Consider the following 21837-nt stretch of genomic DNA (forward strand, 5'->3'; position numbering starts at 1 on the left):
CTAGGGTCGTGGCAACAACCCTGGGGAGGGCGTGATGGCGTTTCTGCTACGCGTGGAGCTGCTCGACGTTCCGGGATCGCTGGGCCGGGTGGCGACCGCCATCGGTGAGGCCGGCGGCGACATCGAGGCGATCGAGATCGTCGAGAAGACCTCCGACGGGACCGCGATCGACGACATCATGCTCGAGCTCGTCCCGGGCGTGATGCCCGACTCGATCGTCTCGGCGTGCAACACCATCGACAGCGTTCAGGTGCTATGGATCAGCCGGTACGCCGCGGGCACCAACCTCTTCTTGGACCTCGAAGTCGTCGAGGCCCTCACGGTCGACCCCGCCTCGGCGCTCGACCGGCTGGTCGACCTGATGCCGGTGACGTTCCGGGTCGACTGGGGTGCCCGGGTCCGGCGGACGGACCACGGCTGCGAGATCGTCCGGGCAACCGAGGCGGCGCCCGAGCGGCTCGACTGGCCCGCGCTCAACGGGGCCAGCCGCCTGGAGAGCAACGACGACAACCTGCTGCTCTGCGCGGCCTCACTCGGGAGCGAGGCGCTCGTGCTGGGCCGGCACGGCGGCCCGGAGTTCCTCGACTCCGAGCTGGCGCGGCTCGACCACCTGGCCGGGCTGGCGCTCGACATCACCGATCGCGCCCAGGTGCAGGACCGGCCGGGCTAGGACTGACGACCCCGCTGATACCGGTCCAGGGTGACCCGCCGCTCCTCGGCGTGGTCGACGATCCGGCGCGGGTAGCCGTGCGCGTAGCCCTCGGCGTGCTCCCACGGCTCGTGCGCGGCCTTGCCCGGCAGATGCGCGACCTCGGGCACCCACCGGCGTACGTAGTCGCCGTGGCCGTCGAACTTCAGGCCCTGGGTGACCGGGTTGAACACTCGGAAGTACGGCGCCGCGTCGGTGCCCGTGCCCGCCACCCACTGCCAGCCGTGGTTGTTGGACGCGAGGTCGCCGTCGACGAGGTGGTCGAGGAAGTGCCGGGCACCGAGAGGCCACCACACGTGCAGGTCCTTGGTCAGGAAGCTCGCGGTGATCATCCGGACCCGGTTGTGCATCCACCCCTCGGCGAGCAGCTGCCGCATGCCCGCGTCGACGATCGGGAAGCCGGTGGTGCCGGTCTTCCACGCCTCGACGGCGTCCTCCGGCTCGTCGTAGGTCAGCCCCGGCACCGGCCTCAGGTCGCGCCACGCCGAGTCCGGGTTGTGGTGCAGCACGTCGGCGTAGAACTCCCGCCAGGCCAGCTCCTTCTCGTAGGTCGCCGCCCCCGGCGAGCGCCGGCCGGCGAGCTCGGCGAGCAGCTGGCGCGGGTGCACCACCCCGAGCTTGAGGTACGGCGACATCCGCGAGGTGCGGTCGGCACCCGGGTCGTCGCGAACGTCGTCGTAGTCGTCGACGTCACGCTCCACGAACTCCCGGAAGCGGCGCAGCGCGGCGTCCTCACCGGGCCTCGGCATGCCCTCGGGCCCCTCCCCGGCCGCCTCGTCGAGCAGCGCGCGGGCCGGCTCGTCGCCGGGGTGCCCCACCCACGAGAGTCCGTCAGGCGCCGGCGCCGGCGGCTCCCAACCGTGCGACCGCCACGCCCTGGCGAAGGGTGTGAAGACCTTGTAGGGATCGCCCGAGCCGTTGCTCAGGCTCCCCGGCGGCACGGCGTACGGCGTGCCGGTCGCGACGCCGGTCACCGACCCGGGCAGGGCGGAGACGACGGCCCGGTCGCGGGAGCGCGCATACGGATTGGAGTCGTGGGCGACGTGCAGCGTCGTCGCCCTGACGGCGGCCACGACGTCCGGCACGACCGTGGCGGGGTCGCCCGAGCGGAGGCACAGCCTGCCGCCCATCGACTCGTCGAGGCTGCGCAGGGTGCCGGCCAGCCAGGCCCGGCGCGCGGGGCCGGCGGAGCGCCACAGGACCGGGTCGAGCACGAACAGCCCCAGCACGTCGCCGTCGGCCGCAGCGGCCCGCAGGGCGGGGTTGTCCCGCAGGCGCAGGTCGCGCCGGAACCACATGACGGACGTCATGCCGGCATCACTCAGCCGGTGCGCTCGAGCAGGAAGATCGGGATGAGCCGGTCGGTCTTCTCCTGGTACGACGCGTAGGTCTGCCAGGTGGCCACCGCCCGGTCCCACCACTCCACGCGCTCGTCGCCGGAGAGCTCGCGGGCGACGTACGTCGCCTTGTCGGAGCCGTCCTGGAGATCCACCTCGGGATGGGCGCGGAAGTTGTGCGCCCAGACCGGGTCCTCGGGGGCGCCGCCCAGAGAGGCGACGGCGAGGTACTTGCCGTCGTGCTCGACGCGCATGACGGGGTTCTTGCGCAGCTTGCCCGACGTCACCCCGACCGAGGTGATGACCACGATCGGGTCGCCGGAGGAGCGGAGGGTGTTGGCGCGCTGGCCGTCGGACGCCTCGAACTCCGCGACCTGGTCGCGCACCCACTGCTCAGCGCTGGGCACGTATTCGCCTTGAAGTGTCATGTGTCCACAACACCACGTCGACGGGGGTGATTCCAGCATCCCTACGATGACGCCATGAGTGCGATCGACGGCGTCAGCGAGACCTTCGACCCGGCGGACTGGGATCCGGTCCCGGGCTTCGAGGCCTTGACCGACCTGACCTACCACCGGGCGAAGGCGCACGGCACGGTCCGGATCGCCTTCGACCGGCCCGACGTCCTCAACGCCTTCCGGCCGCACACCGTCGACGAGCTGCTGTCGGTGCTCGAGCACGCGCGCACGTCGAGCGACGTCGGCTGCGTGCTGCTCACCGGCAACGGACCGAGCGACAAGAACGGCAAGCGGGCCTTCTGCAGCGGCGGCGACCAGCGCATCCGGGGCAAGGCTGGCTACCAGTACGCCCAGGGCGAGACCGTCGACACCGTCGACAAGGCCAAGCTCGGCCGGCTGCACATCCTGGAGTGCCAGCGGCTGATCCGCTTCATGCCCAAGATCGTGATCTGCCTCGTCAACGGCTGGGTCGCGGGCGGTGGCCACTCGCTGCACGTCGTCTGCGACCTCACCCTCGCGAGCCGCGAGCACGCGCGCTTCAAGCAGACCGACGCCGACGTCGGCAGCTTCGACGGGGGCTTCGGGTCGGCGTACCTCGCTCGCCAGGTCGGCCAGAAGTTCGCTCGCGAGATCTTCTTCCTCGGCGAGGAGTACTCCGCCGACCAGATGCACCAGATGGGCGCGGTCAACCGGGTGGTGCCGCACGCCGAGCTCGAGAAGGTCGCACTCGACTGGGGCGCGAAGATCAACGGCAAGTCGCCGACCGCTCAGCGGATGCTGAAGTACTCCTTCAACCTCATCGACGACGGGCTGGTCGGCCAGCAGCTCTTCGCCGGCGAGACGACGCGGCTGGCCTACATGACCGACGAGGCGCAGGAGGGCCGTGACCAGTTCCTCGAGAAGCGCGAGCCCGACTGGTCGCCGTACCCCTGGTACTACTGAGCCGGCCTCACAGGTCAGAGGTCGAGATCACCGCACCAGGTAGCCGCCGTCGACGGTGACGGTGGTCCCGGTGACGTAGGAGGCCTCCGCAGAAACGAGGAAGCGCACCACGCTCGCGATCTCTGCGGCAGTCCCGAGCCGGCCGAGCGGGATCCGGTCCTTGATCTTCGCCGCCCCGGCGGTGGGGTCGTCCATCGTCCGCAGCATCGGGGTGTCGATGAGGCCGGGGGCGACCCCGTTGACCCGGACCCCCGACGCGGCCCACTCGCCGGCCATCGATCGGACGAGGGAGTCGAGTGCGGCCTTGCTCGCGCAGTACGCCGCCGAAGGCTCCAGCCAGTCGGACCGGACAGCCCCGATCGACGTCACCAGCACGACTGCGGCGCCGTGACCGTCCTGACGAGCGGCCGCCACCCCGTGGCGCGCGCAGTTCATGGCGCCGGTGAGGTTGGTGGCGAGGGTCCGGTCCCAGTCGCTCGTGGGCATGTCGCTCAGCGCCGCGACCGGGTAGACACCGGCGGCGCACACGACGATGGTCGGCGCGCCACCCAGACGCTCGGTGACGCGCGCGATCGCCTCGACGACCTGCTCCTCCCGAGCCACGTCGACGGCCAGGATGTCGCCGTCCCCGTGGAGGTCCATGCCGACGACGGAGGCGCCGTCGGCCCGCAGCGCATCGACGCACGCGGCGCCGATACCGGACGCCGCGCCGGAGACGACGGCGCGCTCGCCGGCGAGCCGGGCCGCGGTCATAGGAGGGACAGCCCGCCACTGAGGTCGATCACGTGCCCGGTGATGTAGCCCGCGTCGGGCCCGGCCAGGAAGGCCACCGATCCGGCGACGTCCTCCCCGGTGCCGTAGCGGCGCAGTGGCACCGTCTCGACGTCCGCCTGGTAAAGCTCCTCGGGGGTGACTGCGTCCCGCTCGGCGCGGGACCGCAGTGCGTCCCACCTCATGGCGGTGTCGACGAAGCCCGGGGCGATCGCGTTTACCCGCACACCGTGGGGTGCGAGCTCGAGGGCAGCGGTCTTGGTCATCGCCTCGACCGCGGCCTTCGACGCGCTGTAGCCGGCCGCGCCGGCAACCGGTCGCTGGGCGTAGAGCGAGCTGATCACCACGATGGATCCCGACCCCTGGGCCAGCAGGACGCGGGCGGCCGCCCGCATGGTGAGGAAGCAGCCGGTCAGGTTCACCGCGAGTACGGCGCCGAGCTCGCCCTCGTCGAGGTCGACGAGCTGGTCGGAGCCACCGCCGGTCCCCGCGTTGACGACGACCAGGTCCAGCCGGTCGTCACGGTCATGCGCCGCGGCGATCAGGTCGGCGACCTCGGCAGCGGACCTGACGTCACAGGTCCGGGCCCGGTAGGACCCCGGCACGTTCTCGGAGGCGAGCTCCGCCGCGACCTGCTCCACGTGCGCCGTACGGTCGCTCAGCATCACCGACCAGCCGTCGGCGCCGAGCCGCCGTGTGACGGCCCGGCCGATGCCCCCGGTGGCTCCGGTGACGAGTGCGGTGCGCGTCACGGCACCAGGGCCGCGATCTCGGCGCAGGTGCCGATGTGGATGCCCTCGAGGCTTTGCACGAACTCGAGGTAGCGCTCGAGCATCACCAGGCGCGAGGGGCGGCCGATGATCTGCGGATGCAGCGCCAGCATCGTCAGCCCGCCGAGGTCGTGGATCGCCGCCGTCTCCTCGCACCAGATCTCGAAGACGTGCGACGTCGGCGCGATGGTCTTCGTCCAGCTGCTGTTGGCGAACCAGAAGTGCGGCGCGTCGTCGAGGATCCACTGCACCGGCAACTCCACGACGCCGTTGGGGTGTCGGTAGGGGTACAGGTCGTCCATCAGGCTCGAGGAGTAGACGATCCCGTGGGCCGCCATGATGTCGAGCGTCGCCGGGCTGAAGTCGAACGCCGGCGACCGGTAGCCGCTGACGGTCGCACCCACCCCTGTGAGCAGGTCGTAGGCCCTGGTGAAGTCGCGCGACTCCTCCTCGGCGGTGAGGCGGTTGGGGTGGGTGTGGGTGTACCCGTGGTGCGCGAGCTCGTGGCCCGCGGCCACGATCTGCTCGACCTGCGGCCGGTGCCGCTCCACGACCCGGCCAGGCACGAAGAACGTCGCCGTGATCCCACGCCGCTCGAGGAGCTCCAGGATCAGGCCGACGGCGACCTTGGCGCCGTACGTGCCCTGGGAGAGCACGCCGGGGCGGTCGGCGTTGGCGGGGTCCTCGCCGATCCAGACCTCCTCGGCGTCGAAGTCGAGGCTGATCGCAAACCCGCTCTTCGCCCCGTCGGGCCAGGCGAACCGTGCGCTCACAGCCGCCCCGCCTCGATGACCCGGCGCAGGAACGCCTGCGTCTCGGCCTGCTGCGGGGTTGAGAAGATCTGGTCCGGGGTGCCCTCCTCGCAGATCGTGCCCTTGTCGAGGAAGAACACCCGGTTGGCGACCTCGCGCGCGAAGCCCATCTCGTGGGTGGCGAGCAGCATCGTCATGCCGTCCTGGGCGAGCTCGCGCACCAGGGAGAGCACCTCGGAGACGAGCTCGGGGTCGAGCGCCGAGGTGATCTCGTCGAGCAGCAGCAGCGATGGCCGCATCGCCAGGGTGCGCACGATCGCCACCCGCTGCTGCTGACCGCCCGAGAGGTGGTCGGGATGGGCGTTGGCCTTGTCGGCCAGGCCGATCCGCTTGAGCAGGGTCATCGCCCGATCGTTGGCCTCCTCGGCCGACAGGCCGAGCAGCATCTGCGGAGCCACGGCGATGTTGCGGCCGACGCTCATGTTCGGGAACAGGTTGAAGCTCTGGAAGACGATCCCGATGTGGCGGCGCAGCCGGTTCACGTCGACGCCGGGGCCGGAGACGATGTCGCCGTCGAGTCGCACCTCGCCGCCGTCGATCTTCTCCAGGGCATTGATGCTGCGCAGCAGCGTCGACTTGCCGCACCCGGAGGAGCCGATCAGGCAGATGACCTCGTGCTTGTCGACCGACATGTCGATGCCGCGGAGGACCTCGACGTCGCCGTACCGCTTCTGCAGACCGGAGATCTCAAGAAATGCCATGGGTCAGCCCCTCGCTCGCTTGCGTGCCTGGCGGGCCATCAGGTGATCGAGGACGCGCGCCTGCGGAATCGTGATGACCACGAAGATGATCGCCACCACGGTGACCGAGGAGACGTTGAAGTGGTTGCCGGCGTAGATCTTCGACTGGTTGAAGGCCTCGATGGAGCCGATGATGCCCACCACCGCGGTGTCCTTCTGGAGTGAGATGAAGTTGTTGAGCAGCGGCGGGATCACCCGACGGACGCCCTGGGGCGCGACCACGACGCGCATCGACTGCAGGTAGCTGAACCCGAGCGAGCGGGCGGCGGCCACCTGACTGGGGTGGATGCTCTCCAGCCCCGAGCGGTAGACCTCGGCGACGTAGGCGCTGTAGGTCAAGGTGAGCGCGATGATCGCGTACCACATGGTGCTGAAGGTGCTGATCCACGGCAGGCCCGTCAGCGGCAGGCCGAAGCCCACCAGGTAGACGACGATGATCGCCGGCAGGCCGCGGAAGACGTCGATGTAGATGGTGGCCAGGACCCGCACCGGGCGGGCCGCCTCCGAGGTCGACATCCGCAGCATCGCGAGCAGCAGACCGAGGACGAGCACCAGGACCTGCGTGATGACGGCGATCAGGACGTTCTGCCGGAAGGCCAGCAGAGTCTCCTTGAGGCTCAGCTTCATCAGCTCGGGCTGCAGGAACGTCTTCTGGATCTCGGCGTCGTTGACCACGAGGAACAAGACGAGCACGGTGACGATCAGGAAGCCTGCCGAGAGCCCCATGCTCACCGCGGCGCGCCGCCGCGACGACTCCGCCTGTGCACGCGCCTTGCTCCGGCCCTCGGCCGTGTCGAGGGACCCGGTCGGACGGGAGAACGCCGCCGACTGAGCCAGCGGGCGCAGCACCATGATCGTGCCCAGCGCCGAGATGACGGTGAGCGCCACCTGGAATCCCGTGGTCAGCGGTGATCCGCTGGACCACATCACCACGGTCAGCCACCAGCTCGCGCCACAAGCCACCAGCGCGACGATCGCGGCGGCTGCGATCAAGCCGCCGGGCCGGGGGACCGGCAGCCTGATCGACTGCTGCTCGTCGCCTGCTGCGATGGTCGTGAGGCCTGGCGTCATCGATCGCCCGTCATCCACGCCGGTGTTCCTTTCGGTGCCTTGATCGCTTGCCCTGTCACGCGCTCGTCACGCGCCCGCTCACGTGCCCGCTCACGTGCCGTGAGGTCACGGGAGGTCGAGGTACGGGACCGTCGTCGGGTCCTTGCCGAAGGTCGAGGCAAGGTACTCCGAGGACAGCTCCTTGAGCGTGCCGTCGTCGTTCATCGCGGTGATGATCGTGTCGAGCGCGGCCTTGTTGGGCGAGCCCTTGGGGTAGACGCCGCCGTAGCTCTCGCCGGTCTTGAACTGTCCCACGACCTCCAGCCTCCCCGACGACGCGTTCGCCACGGTCAGCGCCTGCACGGTGTCGTTGAGGACCGCGTCGACCTGGCCGGACGCCAGTGCGGTCGTCATCGTGCCGGTGTCGGGGAACACCTTGAGCTGGCTGTCGGGGATGCCCAGCTTGTCCTGCGCGAAGCTCTGACCGGCGGTGCCGAGCTGGACGCCGATCTCCATGCCCTCCAGCGCGTCGGTCGTGACCGTCTCCCCCTCCTTCACCAGCACGCCGATGTCACCGCTGAAGTACGGCGGGGAGAAGTCGACGACCTCCTGGCGCTCGGGCGTGATCGAGATGGTGACCAGGGCGACGTCGAAGTCCTTCGTGCGACCGGTGACGATCGAGTCGAATGCGACGGCCTCGACCTTCAGCTTCGGCAGGCCCGCGCGGTGGGCGATCTCGGCGGCCATGCAGTACTCGAACCCGTCCTTGATGGTGTCCGGGGTGTCGCCGTTCCACCAGCCCGGCGAGGGCAGGCTGGTCTCGACGGTGAGCTGCCCGGCGACCGCGGGCTTGATCGGGTCGGACCCGTAGGTGCCGGTGGGGTGGCAGTTGCCGTAGCTGGGCGACTTCCCATCCTCCGCGGCGGAGGACGAGCCGTCCGATCCGCAGCCGGCCAGGGCGGTGAGTACGCCGACGCATCCGACGGCGGCCACAACGAGCTTTCGATTCACGGGTGGTGCTCCTTCTTCATAGATCCAAGGGTCTGGGGTGCAGTGACGGGTTGTCTCAGGAGGTCCATCGGGTCTGTCCGCCGACCACCGTGCGGTGGACCTGCAGCTTGGGGATCAGCGACGGGTCGGCGCGCAGCAGGTCGTCGGACAGGACGACGAAGTCGGCCAGCTGCCCGACCGCGAGCCGTCCCTTGACCTGCTCCTCGCCGCTGGCGTAGGCCGCGGCCGCGGTGTAGGCGTGGATCGCCTCGGTGACGGTGATCCGCTGCTCGGGCTGGAACCCGTCGGCGGGTCGACCCTCGGTGTCCTGGCGGCTCACCGCGGCATGGATGCCCTGCAACGGCTCGAGGGCACCGATCGGGGCGTCGGATCCGAAGGCCACGGTGGCGCCGGTGTCGATCAGGCTGCGCCACGGGTAGGAGAGGGAGGCGGCGGGTACGGCGTCCTCGACCATGTGCATGTCGTCGGTGCAGTGCGTCGGCTGCATGGAGGCGATCACGCCGAGCGGCGCGAACGACGTGAGGGCCGCGTGATCGAGGTGCTGCGCGTGCTCGATCCGATGGCGCAGCCTCTGGCCGCGGTCGTCGGTGGGGTGCCGGGCCAGAAGCGCGAGTACGGAGCTGTTGGCCTCGTCGCCGATCGCGTGCACCGCTGAGGCGATCCCGTGCTCGGCGGCGAGCCGGATGAGCTCGTCCATGTCGTCGACCGGGGTGCGCGTCAGTCCGTGGTTGCCCGGCTCGTCGAGGTAGCCCGCCTTCATCCACGCCGTACGGGATCCCAGGGCGCCGTCGGCGAAGATCTTGACCGGGCCCTGACGCAGCCAGTGATCGCCGCCACCGGTGCGCCAGCCGTCCGTGATCGCGGTGCGCAGGTAGGGGACCGGCACCGACTTGAACACTCGCAGCGGCAGCTGTCCGGCGTCGCGCAGGTCGCCGAAGGCCTCGATCGCGTCGACGCCGTCGAAGTCGTGGACCGACGTGAGCCCACCGGCGAGCGCGCGTTCGATCGCGAGCGGCAGGCAGGCTCGCAGGTCGACGTCGTGGTGCGTGCTCCACAACGACCGGGCGCGCTCGATCGCGGTCTCCTTCAGCACACCGGTGGGGGTGCCGTCCTCGTCGCGAACGATCTCGCCGCCGACGGGGTCGGGGGTGTCGGCGTCGATGCCGAGAAGGGCGAGCGCGGCGGTGTTGACCCAGATGCTGTGGCCGTCGAGGGTGGACAGCGCGGCCGGCCGGCCGCCGGTGGCGATGTCGAGCTCGCGACGGTGCGGCCAGTGCGGCGTCGTCCACCGGTTGTGTGCCCATCGCCCGCCGAGGATCCACTGTCCCTCGGGCCGGTCCGCGGAGAACCGACGGATCTCCGCCAGCGCCTCCTCATAGCTGCGGCTGGTGCGCAGGTCGACCATCGTGGCCTCGCGGGCGGCGTTGGCCAGGTGGGTGTGACAGTCGGTGAAGCCGGGGTAGACGAACCCGCCGTCGAGGTCGATGCGCTGGGCATCCCTGCCGGCGATCTCCCGGCAGTGCTCCTCGGATCCGACCGCGACGATGCTCTCCCCTTCGACCACCAGTGCCCGCGCCGTGCGCTGGACGCCGTCGAAGGTGGCGATGACGCCGTTGAAGTACATCGTGCGATGCGACAAAGCAGGGATCCGATCAGTCAGGGCGCCGGGTCCGGGAGGAGCCCGCGCTAGGAAAGTGTGGGGTCCGTCACGGCCCAGGGGAAGGAAGGGGCGGCTAGCATCCGCGATGTCTGAATTAAGGAGAGCTGATGCTCAACCCGATCCACCTCCAGTCACTGCGCACGGTGGTCGAGTGCGGGTCCCTCACCCGAGCAGCGAGTCGCCTCGGCTACTCGCCGTCCGCCGTGTCGCAGCAGATGACCGCCCTGGAGCGGGCCATCGGGTGTGCGCTCTTCGTCCGTACGGCGCGGACCATCCGGCCGACCGAGGCCGGCCTTCAGCTCGCTCGACGCTCGGTCCCGCTCCTGCTCGAGCTCGAGGCGCTGGTCCGCGACCTCGCCCAGAACGGCGGTCAACGGCGGCGTTTCCACATCGGGTCGAGCTCGGCGATGAACGGCTCGGTGATGCCGCACGTGATCCGGCGCTGCCGCACCGAGCTGCCCGACGTCGACCTGGTCATCGACGACGGCGAGCCGTCGTACCTGATGGCCCAGATGGTCGGCGAGGCGGCGCTCGACCTGGCGCTGCTGTACCGCTTCGAGTCGGCCGTCTACGTGTGGCCGCGGGGGTTCGTCGCCGACCACCTGACGGTCGACCCGCTCGACGTGGTCCTGCCCGTCGACCACCCCGCCGCGGCCCGCCCGTCCCTGGCCCTGGCGGATCTCGCCGACGAGGCCTGGATCTCCCACACGGTGGGCGTCACCGGCTCGGTCTCCTTCAACCGGGCGTGCGCCGTCGCCGGGTTCGTGCCGCGCGTCTCCGCTCGCAGCGACGAGTACGCCGTGATCCTCGCCCTGGTCGCCGCTGGTCAGGGCATCGCCGCGGTGCCTCGCACCGCGGCGATCAACGTCCCCGGGGTGACGCGCCGGGAGTTGACCGACACCCGCCTGAGCCGATCGATCCTCGCCCTGCGGCGCGACTCGCCGGACAACCCGCTGTTGTTCAAGGTCCTCGACATCATCACCGAGGAGCTCCTCCGGCTGATCGCCTCCACGTCCGAGGTGACGGAGACCCCCTAGCCGGAGCACCGCCCCTCACGCGGAGGCGCACCGCCATGCTGAAGCAAATCAGAAGCATGACGTCGGACCGCGACGCGTGGTCGTGGCCGGCCGACGGGTTAGCCGGGTCCTGGCGCTCGAGTCGCTCAGGCCACGAGGATCTTGGGCGGGGCTGCGCGGCAGCCGTGACACCGACCTCGACCGGGAGCAGGCCGAGCGCCAGGCGGCGGAGTACGCCGTCGCCCGCGCCGACGCGGACCTGCTCGCTGCGCACGAGGAGACCCGCCGCACCGGAGCACGCCCTGCCGAGCTCGGCGACGTGCAGGGTCGCCGCGAGCGGGCACTCGATGCGAAGGAGGAGTGGCTGCTGAGCACCGGCGGCGAGGCCGGCATCGCTCTCGGCACAGAGGCGGAGCAGCTCGCCGCGACGCGCCCGGAGCTCACGGAGGTGCGCGAGGCGCTGCCGCCGGCCTCGTCGCGGCCGAGCGGCTGCACCGCGCCCGGGAGGCCCTCGGAAAGGCCGGCGACTGGGCGACGTACGACACGTTCACCGGCGGCGGCCTGCTGAGCGACGCGATGAAGTACGACCGTTTTGGACAAGGCGGAGGCCCTGCTCCACCAGGCCCGTCAGGCCATCGCCCATCTGTCGGTGGAGCTGGCCGACGTCGACATGGAGGCCGTCGTCCACGGCCTGCGCGTCGACGGCTTTACCCAGACCTTCGACGTCTGGTTCGACAACATCTTCGGCGACTGGGCGGTGCGCTCACAGATCTCCGACGTGGCAGGCAGCGCGGCAAGACCGCCGGCGCGGTGCAGCAGGTGTGCGCGCGGCTGAGCGCCCGGGTCGACGAGTTGGTGACGCGGGAATCGAGTCTCGTGATGGAGCGACAGCGGTTGCTGACGGGGTCGTCGGCGTGATGTGGCCATGTTTTGTGTGCAGGGCCGCGACCTGACGAGGTGGGCATGAACGTGGCACGGGTCCGCCCATGTGCGGTGATTGGAGGGTGCGGGCACTCCGCCCACTATGACGCAGCGAACTAGTCAAGGATTCCAGCGCCTGGAGACGTCACAGCCGACGAGGGCCCATTGGCACCAGCGCGGGAGGCCAAACAATCAGAGCTGCGCAGCCCGAGATCAGGAGCTACCTCGGCACGAAGACTATCGACATCAGGAGCTTCGGAATGGCTCGACCAGAGGCGTACTAAGTCACGACACGCCGCGCCCCCCGCGGACCCACGGACAGCTCGGGCCGCTCGGGCCGCTGGGGCCGCTGTGACCGCACCATTCCTGCACCGAAAGTCCCGACAGGCTTAGGTGCCGAGAGCGCCGGATCGACCCCTGCCCGGCCGCCGTCAAGCGCGCCTACCGTTTGCGCCGTTTGCCTCTCAGACGCCGGGTGGATCGTTGGGCTGAAGGAGGAATAGGTCGCGGAGACTTGTCGCCGGTGGGCTGGAGTTGCATCGCCTCGACCAGTGCATCCAGTTCTGGGCTGTCCGCGTGAGGCGCGTTCAGGTAGATGACTTGTTCGATGTTGCAGCGGCCGTCGAAGACGAGCCCGAGGGCACGATCCGAACTGAGTTGGTATCGCTTGGCGCGCATGTAGGTTTGGAGCCGCCACTGGACCACCTCTGGCTCCGCTGCGCTGGGCCTGGTTGCAGCGAACAGGGTCGGATGTCCCCACAGGCCCGCGAATGACAGCATCACCTCGTGGTACTGGCCGTCCTTACGGGTCATGCGCGCGCACTCTGCGATTGCCTTGTGAATCCTTCTCTGAGTCTCACCCGAGAGGCCAAGGAGGTCGGCGGTGCTCCGGAGCCATCCCGGAGCGCGCTGCTCATAGAGCGCATCGATCAGAGGCGCTAGCTCGCTGGCTGTGTTGAACGCGGGTTTGGTCGGCTGTTCGTTGTGCTCTTCGATTTGGTGGCGCTGCATCCACGCGTTGAGTTCCGCGCAGTGGTCGACGACCAGGGTTCCGACGGCGTCGTCTGCATGCTGGCGCTGGTCTCGCTTCTTGACCGGAGGCACGGCCGGGTGTTCGGCCTTGATCTGTTCGGGGTCTGGTTCGACGTAGAGGCCGCCTTCGAGGAACAGCATGTATAGGTCGAGTTCGTCGGCTGCTCGGTAGTGGGTAGTGACGCCGCTGTCGGTGCGTCGCCGCAGGTAGAGGAGAAACTCGCCCGGCCGGTCGCAGACCTCCGCGATCGTTGCGAGATCATGCAGTGAGGTGATCCAGGGAGGTCGCTGCTCAGGAACGATCCCGACACGCTGAAGCTCGCCGATCGCGGTCCCGAGAGGACCGATGTCGTCGAGGAGCGCGACCACGGAGCGCACTTCGCGGATATGGCTGAGGTCGAGCCAGGTTCGGTTACCGAGCCAGAGTCCACCGTTGGTTTCGATGAGGCTCTGCAGCCTCGCTGCTTGCCCGGCGGCGTCGCCGATGGTCGCTTTGAGGTCTCTCGAAAGGCGTCGGACGTCGCCTCGTCGCGCTTGTGCGGCCATCGACTTGCCCTTGACTTCCACGCAGATAGCGACGTCCTCGATTAGGAACAGGCCGTCGCCCTCGACCTGCTTCGCGACGCGGTTCAGCTCCGCGCAGTCGGCGCCGAGCGCGGTGTGGTCGCTGTCCACCAAGGGGGCGAAGTACTCGAATCCCTCGCGCGCCGGAGGTGTGCCGAGGATGGTTTCGAGGTGTTGTAGCGCGAGCCGTTCGGTGACTACCTGGCGGACCTTCTTGTCGTAGCGCCGGACCTCGTCAGAGTTCTGGGGAAGGCCGGCTTCGAAGATCCGGCGAAGCGAATCCAGGCCAACGTCGTTGGTCGTCGCTACGAAGTTGCCAGATCCGTCGGAGATCAGCGGAGTGAGAAGAAACGGGTTCTCGCCCACCAACACGTCGTACACCCGTTTGCCGGCCGGCTGCGAGTCGTCGAAGGTCTGGGAGTAGGAGTCCAGGACAGCTTGCGCAGTCTCTACGTCCAGATTCGCCTCGGCCGCGACCTCGGTCGCGGTGATGACGGCACGGTCGGCCGGCAGGAAAATGAACGGGATCATCAAGTTCATGAACGCCTGCACCTCGGTGGCCGGGACGTCCTTCGGTGCGGTGTTTGGGTATCGCATGAGAATCGCGCCGCTGTCGTCGCGCAGTTTGGTCATCCGGTCACCCGAGATCTGGTGCATCGCGTCGCGAACTCCGAGAACGTCGGCGTAGGTATAGCCGAGGTGGGTGCGCATCATCTCGGTGACCGTGGGGTGATCGAGTAGCTGCGTTTCGTGGTCGTCGCGGACGGTGTCGTACTGCATATTGCGGATGTTCAATACCGCGGAGCGGTACTCGGCAGCGATCCTGGCCAACGGGTCTTGGCTGAGACGCGCTTCGAGCTGGTGGCCGTATGTCGCGAGTCGCGAGAGGCGCTGCGCTCGCTCGTGGAGTTCCCCCACCCTCTCGTGTGGTCGGGTGTCCAGGCGCGGGGTCGAACCTGGTTTACGCGACTCCCTGGACAGTAGGACGGCGCTGACCAGTTCGACGGCCAGAGCCGTCCCGTCAGCCACCACGACGCGTGGATCCGGTACCGGCGGAAACTCTCGCATCCGCATCAGCTCGATGACGTCAAAGGCGTCATCGTCCGCAACTAGCCCCAGCATGGCAGCGACCTCAGCCTCGACCTGTTCACGCATCACGTCACGGACATCGTTGACTGTCCTGCAGTTTCGGAACAGACCAAGTTCGCGGAGGGGTCGACGGAAAGAAGCAGGATTCAGCGGCCCGAGAACGCGTCGAAGCGGATCACGCATCTGAGTCATCCTCAACCCCCTGGTATGGACTGAGCCTGAGGGTACGAGCGGCCACCGACAGCCATAGACCAGTACGTGTGGTGTCGGTGGTCCTGACTACGTTGACGCCGTGGATCCGAACCAAGTCCTGACGGCTGTTGCCAGTCTTCTGGCTGCCTCCATCGGCGCCGCGGCCGTCCTCGCCGCCCAGCGCTCCAAGGCCTGGCGGGTCGGGGGACTACCTCACCTAGGGCTTGACCATGTAGTGGCGATCCGCAACCGGTAAGCCATCTATTCCTCTACGAAGGCGCGATCCGCATCCAGCGGCCCCGGTGGATGCAGTCTCTGGCACGTGCCTGCGACACTTGACCCGTGCCCCGAACGGAGTTCCGCTTCCCGAGCGCCAACCGCGACTGGCCGTCGATCCAAGAACGGCTCGACGAGCTAGGCATCCCCGCGGCGCTGCAGGTTGAACTCCGCACCAAGCTCGCCGGGTCGATGGAAGGTCTCTTGTTGTATGGCAGCTGGGCTCGTGGGGACGCCAACGACTATTCAGACCTAGACGTCCTGGCGGTCGGCTATCGCGGCCTTGTTCCGGCGTCGGAGGGCCGGGTCAGCTTCTCTAGCTATTCAGCAGACGAGCTTCGAGCCGCAACGGGCACATTGTTTGGGCACCACCTAGCTCGCGATGGCGTCATCCTATTGGACCGCGATGGCGTGCTTAGCTCCGTGCTGTCAGAGATTAGGCCGCCGACCGCTGGGAGCGTTGCGACGCGAATCCGGGACCTCTCTCCCGTATTAGACGTTAGCGAGACTGACGAACTGAAGTACATCGAGGGCCTCACAAAGGTCGCTCGATATCTGCTTAGGTCTGCCCTCTACGCCGAGGCGCTCGATGCGGGCCAACCGTGCTACTCGGTGCGCGAGATTGCGCAGAGACGAGAGGAACCTGAACTGGCAATGCTTCTCTCATCGCATGAGGGCATACGACCGGTCGCGAGTCTAGAAGTGCTGAACGACCTAGGGAGCCGGCTGGCGGCCGTCGTCGGCCCCTTGCAGGCCAACCCCTTTAGAACGCTACACGGACTCATCGAGGGTAGTTGGGACACGAATCGAGAGCTCTCGAACTTTGCGACCCTCTGCTTAGCCGTCGATGATGAGGAGCTTCCCTATGACGAGCTTCCGAAGGTGGTCCTTTGACGACGGTTGCATTTGTCGGTGACATTCACGGCGAGCTAGTACCGCTCGAGAGGCTGCTTGAAGAGGTGGCGAGTCGGACCAGTCGTTTCGTGTTCCTCGGCGACTACGTGAACAGGGGCCCGCAGTCAAAGCAGGTGATCGACTACCTTTTGGAGTTCGAGAAGTCCGGTGCACGGTGCGACTTCTTGCTTGGGAATCACGACCTCGCGTTCCTGCGGGCCATCGATGAAGGCCGCCTTGATGCCTTTCTGCGGATGGGCGGCGCCGCGACCCTGCGATCCTACGGAGCCGCCGAACCAGAGAAGTCGATTGCGGACCGGGTGCCGGGTGCGCATGTGGACTTCCTTCGGCGCCTTGCGCACTCGGCTGAAGGTGCCGACTTCTTTGCCGCTCACGACGCTAAGGCGTGGACAGGGATGATGCAGAAATTCGGCGTCTTTGGTCATCAACCTCAGGCAGGCCTGCTCCCCACAGTGACTGAGACCTACGCGCTCATTGACACCGGTTGCGGGACGCTCGCGGACGGCAGGCTTACTGCATTCTTCTGGCCAAGTCGCGATTGGGTTCAGGCGTTCTGAAGGGCGCTTTTCGTGCGCGCGATGTCGGACTCAAGCACTGGGTCGGGGTACTCCGCACACACCTCTTGAGCCTCAGCCAGTAGCGCTGCGGCCATCTTGGGCTCGCTCTTGGCACGAGCCAGCTCCGCTCGGAGCCAAAGAGTGACGCACCGACCCTGAGGGTTGCCGGTTCTCGAAACCAGATCAACTGCCTGCGAAATGTGCACCTCGGCCTCCTCGATTCGGGCCTGCTTCAATCGCAGCCGTGCAAACAGTCCATGAGCGATGCTCAGCCCATCGAGATTCATGAGGAGGTCATTAAGAGCTAGAGCCTCGCGGAGGTTCTCCTCTGCTTCGTCCTCCCGCTCTAGCCGGATGAACGCTTCCGCTAGCCCAGCGTAGGCATTCGCAAGCAGGTGCCGGTCTTCGCTTCCGTCAAGTGTTTGCAGCGCCGACTCGAAGTAGTCGCGAGCCTCGGCGAACTGTTCGAGGGAGAGATGACGCCGCCCGAGGTTGATCGCGGATTGACCTCGCTCATCCGATGTGCCGAACTCCTTTCGCAGCGAGTCAGCCAACGTGAACTGCTGCAGCGCGCGCTCGGTATCGCCAGTCCTCAGGAGGGTGAACCCGTAGTTGTCCAACGCGTAGCAGTGCTCGGCGTGTACCGGTTCGGGTGAGATCTCAGCCGTACGTACGGCTTCCCGAAGGGACAGGGTTGATTGGCTGAGCAGACCTTGCTTCCGCTGGATAACACCGATGTTCGCGAGTGCGCTCACGCGCGCCGCGGCCGTCGGCCCGCTGTTCGGCTCCCCGGCGAGGTTGTCAATCACCTGGGCGTTCAGTTCTCGAGCCCGCTCCAGTCTGCCTGTGCGTCGCATGAACTGGGCGAACTCAAGCAAAGCCTCCGCCGCGCCATCTTCCGTCGCGCGAGCAAACGCAGCCTCTGCCTGTACCAGCATCCCGGAAGCAGCGTGCGCCCTGGCCGCGGCAAGCAGCTCCTCTTTCCCCGACTGTCGGTTCCCCGACGCCTCCACCTCGACCTCGGGGATCTCGACCACTCGCGCCTCCTTCGGCTCGAGCGGCTCAGCCCACTCCCGGAGCTTCCGTGCAACGACCAGCGACAGACTCTCGAGCGAGTCGAAGCTCTCGTACATCAAGCTCTTCGACGCCTCAAGCCGGGCACGGAAGTGCAGAACCTTCTTCAGGCTTTCGCCGGGATCTCGCAACCTCTCGGACGACACGGTCTTGAACAGCACCAGGATGTCGCGCATCGGCCGATCCGGATCAGCAAGGTGCTCGAGCGCCCGGAAGAATTCTTCTTCGGTGCCGGAGCTGTACTCCCCCTCATGCGCAGGGGGGGTGCCCCACCATTCACCGAACAGCAGAAGGACAAAGTCGCACTCGTCCAGGTTCGGGTTGATGAGGTCCTGCGGCCTTCCGACACCGCCTGGCACGTCCTCCCAGGCGTGGACGTGAAACGTCACTCGATCCAGCACCGTGCGGCTCTCGTTGTACTCGCGTACGACTTCGCGACAACGTTCCCGCTCAGCAGTTAGGCCGCCGGGCGACGCCAAGAAGAGCAAACGACAGGAGACCTCCAGCGGCATGGCCGCATGCTAGCCGGATCATCGCTCCAGGCGGTGCTCGCACAGCGATCGGCACGGGAGGCGCCCCATCTCGGTGCTCGAAGTCGCGCACTTCTCGTAGGCTGTTTCCTCCTAGCATCCTAGGCGCGGGAAGAGATGCGTGACGGGGCATCAAAGTCTCAGGGCTGACCGCACCTGGACCGACGGCCTCCCGTTTGGCCCGCTCGCTCGGGGTGTCGTCCACGCTCAGTTGGGTGTTTTCGCCGCGTCTGCCTGGCCAAAGCGACCGGACCGGTGAAGCCACTTGGCGTCCCGGCCGACCCAGCCGGAGTAACTGTTGGTGGGACGGGTGACGGGTTAGCGTGCATCAGAATCGCCGTTCGTCAGGAGGGGCGTCATGGTCATCAATCGCACGACCGGCTCGTCGAGCGTTGTGCCAGAACTGGTGTACGCCGACGTGGAAAGAGCTATCGAGTGGCTCTGTGCGACCTTCGGCTTCATCGAGATATGGCGTGCGGGTGGGCATCGCGCCCGACTCCCGCTCGGCAAAGGGGTGGTCATCCTGGCGGACGCCGATCCCCGATACGGACGGACAGCGCCGCCGCGCGAAGGACCTCACAGCCACGCAGTCATGGTGAAGGTAGACGACGTAGACGCCCATCACGAGCGCGCGCAGCAGCACGGGGCAGCCATTCTCAATCCGCCGACGGACTACCCATACGGGGAGCGTCAGTACTCGGTGGCGGATTTTGCGGGCCACCGCTGGACGTTCACGCAGGCCATCGCCGATCTGGCCCCCGAGGACTGGGGTGGAACGTCGGCGGCATCGTCGACCGATGGCGGCGGCGTCGGGGCCACAACGACGACGAGTCCCTGAATGGCAGCACGACCGCAGCTAGCGCTTCCTCACTCATAGCCGCGACGGGCGTCGCCGACAGGTGAGTCATACCGCCGCCTATGGGCGCCGGCGCATACGCGCACTATGACTGACGTCGTCCGAGCTGAGGCCGGCTCCACGTGGGCAGCTGACCGTATTGACGCACCCTCAAGGTGCTGAGCGTTGCCTAGAGGTTGGAGCGCGACGGTTCCCTATGAGATGAGGAGCGACGTCCAGGTACGCAAGCGTCGAGTTGATGAAGAGGTAGCTGAGAGCCTCGATGTCCGATTTGCCCCAGCCCTCCCGGAGGACGCTCAAAGCGGGTCTCACGCAGCATGCCTCTCCGTGCGTTCGGTGTCCCTGGCGTCCGGACCGCGGAGGAGCGCTGCGTCCGACCCTGCGGTAGTCGCGACCATGCCCCTCCGAGCCTCGACTCGATGGGACGCGCCTGCCGTTGGACGTGCCTAGTCGACCGCTGGCCGATTCCGAGCGGCCGGCGTCTGGTGACCGCCGTCACGTGCTCGCTACCGTCGCGCCGTCGGGGGCGACGAGGTGACGATGCGCGGCCGGCAACCTGCCCTCTGCGCTCACGAGTGGACTGGAGAGGCGCAATGGTGCAGGAACTGAGGCATACAACTCGACGCAGGTTGGTCACGGTGGGCGCGAGCCTGACGCTCGCGGTGGGCACCATGCTCTTCGGTGTCGGCGGCGCAGGGAGCGCGGCGCCCGGGGCGTCGGTGCATGAGGTCGGCACGTGGGGGGCCAGCGCGGACCGCACGATCGCAGCGCTCGACACGCAGACGGTGCGCGATGTCGTGCACACGAGCATCGGCGGGAGCGGTCTGCGGATCAGGTTGTCGAACGCCTTCGGCAGCGCCCCGGTGACGTTCGGCCATGCGTACGTCGGCGTGCAGGCCTCGGGCGCCGCGCTGGTGGCCGGGTCCAACCGCCAGGTCACGTTCGGTGGCAGCCCGTCGGTCACGATCCCGGTCGGCGCCCAGGTGCTCAGCGATCCGCTGCCGGGCACCTTCCCCGCGCAGACGAACCTTGCCGTCAGCCTCCACCTCCAGGGTGCCGGCGGGACGGTGACCGGGCACAACGCCGCACACCAGACGTCGTACGTGTCGTCGACGGGCGATCACGCCGCCGAGGAGAGCGCCGCCGCGTTCACGACGACGATGACGAGCTGGTACTGGCTCGACGGCGTGGTCGTGACGGCGCCGCACACCGTGGACGCCGTGGCTGCGCTGGGCGACTCGATCACGGACGGCACCGACTCCACCACGAACGCGAACAACCGCTGGACCGACGTCCTGGCGCGTCGACTGCTGCAGCGCCCCGCGGCGCAACAGATGGGTGTGCTCAACGAGGGCATAGCCGGCAACATGGTGACGGGCGAGCGGAAGGGCGTGAGCGCCCAGACTCGCTTCGATCGCGACGTGCTCTCCCAGCCCGGGCTGGAGACCGTGATCCTGCTCGAGGGCATCAACGACATCAACCTGGGCGGCCCCGACGGCCAGGGCACGTCGGCCGATGCGCTCATCGCGGGCTACGGGCAACTGATCGCGCGTGCCCACGCCCGAGGAAAGTGCATCGCCGGCGGCACGCTCACCCCGTTCGAGGGATCGGACCGGTTCACCGAGCCGCGCGAGGCGGTGCGCCAGGCAGTCAACTCGTTCATTCGCACGAGCGGCGAGTTCGACGCTGTCATCGACTTCGACCGCGCCGTGCGCGACCCAGCCCACCCCAGTCGATACCTCCCGCGCTATGACAGCGCAGACCACCTGCACCCCAGCGACGCCGGCCACCAGGCCATGGGAGACGCGGTGAACCTCAGCGACCTCGTGTGCAAGCGCCGATAGCGCGCAGACGTATGGCCCGCGGGATGGACACGCCGGCCAGTCCCGTACGGCGGTCGAACTCGGGTCACCGCCGCCGCGCCGCTAACCTCAGGCATGCCCTTGTCTCCGGAGGAGTTCTACGCCCACGCCCTCGCGGCCGCCGACGAGGAGCAGCGGCTGCCGCTCTCGCGGATGACCGAGTGGGACATCAGCCCCTTCGAGGCCGAGGGGTTGCGGGTCTCCCGGCTGCGCCCGCCGGTCGTGCCCGACCCGCCCCGGCACGGGGAGGACCCGGCCGACTGCCGCTCCTGCGAGCGCCGCGACGAGGGCATCTGGCTCGACGACCACTGGCGGCTGACGCGGGTGGGCGGGGTCGGCGTACCGCTTGCGCTGATGCTGCACCCCCGCGAGCACCACGACATGGGCGACCTCGACGACGACCTGGCGGCCGAGCTCGGCGTGCTGACCACTCACCTCACCCGGCACGTCGAGGCGCTGCCGCACATCAGCCGTTGTCACGTCTTCCGGATCGGCGACGGCAGCGCGCACTTGCACGTGTGGCTCTTCGCGCGGCCGGAGGGGCAGGCGCAGCTGTTCGGGTCGTGGCTGGTCGTCTGGGACGACCTGCTGCCGGAGTACCCCGCCGACCTGGCCGAGGCCGACGCTGCCGCGGTGGTGGACGCCCTGGTCGCGTCGTACGGCGGGCGGCGCGGGCCGCGGGCCGACTGAGGC

At 68.2% G+C, this 21837-nt stretch carries 21 protein-coding genes; 10 read left to right on the forward strand and 11 right to left on the reverse strand.

Translation table 11 applies throughout. The annotated features are described in order from the left end of the window. Positions 1–34: 34 nt before the first annotated feature. Positions 35–670, forward strand: coding sequence for an amino acid-binding protein (locus tag ACP7BP_RS05000; protein ID WP_426243058.1), 636 nt, complete (start codon positions 35–37; stop codon positions 668–670). Here ACP7BP_RS05000 and ACP7BP_RS05005 read toward each other — a convergent pair. After that, positions 667–2019, reverse strand: coding sequence for a cryptochrome/photolyase family protein (locus ACP7BP_RS05005; RefSeq protein ID WP_426243060.1), 1353 nt, complete (start codon positions 2017–2019; stop codon positions 667–669). The genes ACP7BP_RS05000 and ACP7BP_RS05005 overlap by 4 nt on opposite strands. Positions 2020–2030: 11 nt before the next feature. Then, positions 2031–2453 carry a nitroreductase family deazaflavin-dependent oxidoreductase gene (locus ACP7BP_RS05010; RefSeq protein ID WP_426243062.1) on the reverse strand — a complete coding sequence of 141 codons (423 nt, stop codon included), beginning with the start codon at positions 2451–2453 and terminating at the stop codon, positions 2031–2033. Between the two features lie 75 nt (positions 2454–2528). Here ACP7BP_RS05010 and ACP7BP_RS05015 point away from each other — a divergent pair, with 75 nt between their 5' ends. Beyond that, positions 2529–3446: a 1,4-dihydroxy-2-naphthoyl-CoA synthase gene (locus ACP7BP_RS05015; protein ID WP_426243063.1), complete on the forward strand. Its 918-nt coding sequence runs from the start codon at positions 2529–2531 to the stop codon at positions 3444–3446. A 27-nt stretch (positions 3447–3473) separates the two neighbouring features. Here ACP7BP_RS05015 and ACP7BP_RS05020 read toward each other — a convergent pair whose 3' ends face one another. From ACP7BP_RS05020 to ACP7BP_RS05050, 7 genes are all read right to left on the reverse strand, one after another. Next, positions 3474–4199, reverse strand: coding sequence for an SDR family NAD(P)-dependent oxidoreductase (locus ACP7BP_RS05020; protein ID WP_426243064.1), 726 nt, complete (start codon positions 4197–4199; stop codon positions 3474–3476). Next, positions 4196–4969 carry an SDR family NAD(P)-dependent oxidoreductase gene (locus ACP7BP_RS05025; RefSeq protein ID WP_426243066.1) on the reverse strand — a complete coding sequence of 258 codons (774 nt, stop codon included), beginning with the start codon at positions 4967–4969 and terminating at the stop codon, positions 4196–4198. Before ACP7BP_RS05025 ends, ACP7BP_RS05020 begins: the two co-directional genes overlap by 4 nt. Then, the gene (locus ACP7BP_RS05030) at positions 4966–5760 is read right to left on the reverse strand and encodes a polysaccharide deacetylase family protein (RefSeq protein ID WP_426243068.1); all 795 of its coding nucleotides are present in this window, start codon (positions 5758–5760) and stop codon (positions 4966–4968) included. Before ACP7BP_RS05030 ends, ACP7BP_RS05025 begins: the two co-directional genes overlap by 4 nt. Continuing rightward, entirely contained in the window at positions 5757–6500 is a 744-nt protein-coding gene (locus ACP7BP_RS05035) for an amino acid ABC transporter ATP-binding protein (protein ID WP_426243070.1), read from the reverse strand. The genes ACP7BP_RS05030 and ACP7BP_RS05035 overlap by 4 nt, the downstream gene beginning before the upstream one ends. 3 nt (positions 6501–6503) lie before the next feature. Continuing rightward, the gene (locus tag ACP7BP_RS05040) at positions 6504–7628 is read right to left on the reverse strand and encodes an amino acid ABC transporter permease (RefSeq protein WP_426243072.1); all 1125 of its coding nucleotides are present in this window, start codon (positions 7626–7628) and stop codon (positions 6504–6506) included. Between the two features lie 87 nt (positions 7629–7715). Beyond that, positions 7716–8600 (reverse strand): ABC transporter substrate-binding protein, encoded by an 885-nt coding sequence (locus ACP7BP_RS05045; protein WP_426243074.1) that lies wholly within the window; start codon positions 8598–8600, stop codon positions 7716–7718. A 55-nt stretch (positions 8601–8655) separates the two neighbouring features. Next, positions 8656–10224 (reverse strand): amidohydrolase, encoded by a 1569-nt coding sequence (locus ACP7BP_RS05050; protein ID WP_426243076.1) that lies wholly within the window; start codon positions 10222–10224, stop codon positions 8656–8658. Between the two features lie 143 nt (positions 10225–10367). Here ACP7BP_RS05050 and ACP7BP_RS05055 point away from each other — a divergent pair, with 143 nt between their 5' ends. The 3 genes from ACP7BP_RS05055 to ACP7BP_RS05065 all read left to right on the forward strand — a co-directional run bounded on the left by ACP7BP_RS05055 (position 10368) and on the right by ACP7BP_RS05065 (position 12111). Then, positions 10368–11297 (forward strand): LysR family transcriptional regulator, encoded by a 930-nt coding sequence (locus ACP7BP_RS05055; protein ID WP_426243078.1) that lies wholly within the window; start codon positions 10368–10370, stop codon positions 11295–11297. A gap of 82 nt (positions 11298–11379) precedes the next feature. Further along, complete coding sequence (locus ACP7BP_RS05060; protein WP_426243080.1) at positions 11380–11844, forward strand: hypothetical protein; 465 nt, start codon at positions 11380–11382, stop codon at positions 11842–11844. A 24-nt stretch (positions 11845–11868) separates the two neighbouring features. Beyond that, complete coding sequence (locus tag ACP7BP_RS05065; protein WP_426243082.1) at positions 11869–12111, forward strand: hypothetical protein; 243 nt, start codon at positions 11869–11871, stop codon at positions 12109–12111. 527 nt (positions 12112–12638) lie between these two features. Here the strand turns inward: ACP7BP_RS05065 and ACP7BP_RS05070 are convergent. Beyond that, positions 12639–15065, reverse strand: a complete 2427-nt coding sequence (locus ACP7BP_RS05070) for a hypothetical protein (protein WP_426243084.1) — start codon at positions 15063–15065, stop codon at positions 12639–12641. 351 nt (positions 15066–15416) lie between these two features. On the opposite strand from ACP7BP_RS05070, the gene ACP7BP_RS05075 reads away from it, so the two are divergent. Together ACP7BP_RS05075 and ACP7BP_RS05080 are read left to right on the forward strand one after the other, a co-directional pair. Further along, positions 15417–16244 (forward strand): hypothetical protein, encoded by an 828-nt coding sequence (locus ACP7BP_RS05075; protein WP_426243086.1) that lies wholly within the window; start codon positions 15417–15419, stop codon positions 16242–16244. Continuing rightward, entirely contained in the window at positions 16241–16822 is a 582-nt protein-coding gene (locus ACP7BP_RS05080) for a metallophosphoesterase (RefSeq protein ID WP_426243088.1), read from the forward strand. Before ACP7BP_RS05075 ends, ACP7BP_RS05080 begins: the two co-directional genes overlap by 4 nt. Here the strand turns inward: ACP7BP_RS05080 and ACP7BP_RS05085 are convergent. After that, positions 16810–18408 (reverse strand): tetratricopeptide repeat protein, encoded by a 1599-nt coding sequence (locus ACP7BP_RS05085; RefSeq protein ID WP_426243091.1) that lies wholly within the window; start codon positions 18406–18408, stop codon positions 16810–16812. The two genes, ACP7BP_RS05080 and ACP7BP_RS05085, sit on opposite strands and share 13 nt — an antisense overlap. 376 nt (positions 18409–18784) lie before the next feature. Here ACP7BP_RS05085 and ACP7BP_RS05090 point away from each other — a divergent pair, with 376 nt between their 5' ends. From ACP7BP_RS05090 to ACP7BP_RS05100, 3 genes are all read left to right on the forward strand, one after another. Continuing rightward, positions 18785–19264 (forward strand): VOC family protein, encoded by a 480-nt coding sequence (locus ACP7BP_RS05090; RefSeq protein ID WP_426243093.1) that lies wholly within the window; start codon positions 18785–18787, stop codon positions 19262–19264. Positions 19265–19920: 656 nt separating this feature from the next. Beyond that, positions 19921–21126 carry an SGNH/GDSL hydrolase family protein gene (locus ACP7BP_RS05095; protein ID WP_426243095.1) on the forward strand — a complete coding sequence of 402 codons (1206 nt, stop codon included), beginning with the start codon at positions 19921–19923 and terminating at the stop codon, positions 21124–21126. 93 nt (positions 21127–21219) lie between these two features. Then, positions 21220–21834: a hypothetical protein gene (locus tag ACP7BP_RS05100; RefSeq protein ID WP_426243097.1), complete on the forward strand. Its 615-nt coding sequence runs from the start codon at positions 21220–21222 to the stop codon at positions 21832–21834. Positions 21835–21837 lie beyond the last annotated feature (3 nt).

It is taken from the genome of Nocardioides sp. LHG3406-4 (assembly GCF_049897745.1).
Taxonomy (GTDB): Bacteria; Actinomycetota; Actinomycetes; order Propionibacteriales; family Nocardioidaceae; genus Nocardioides.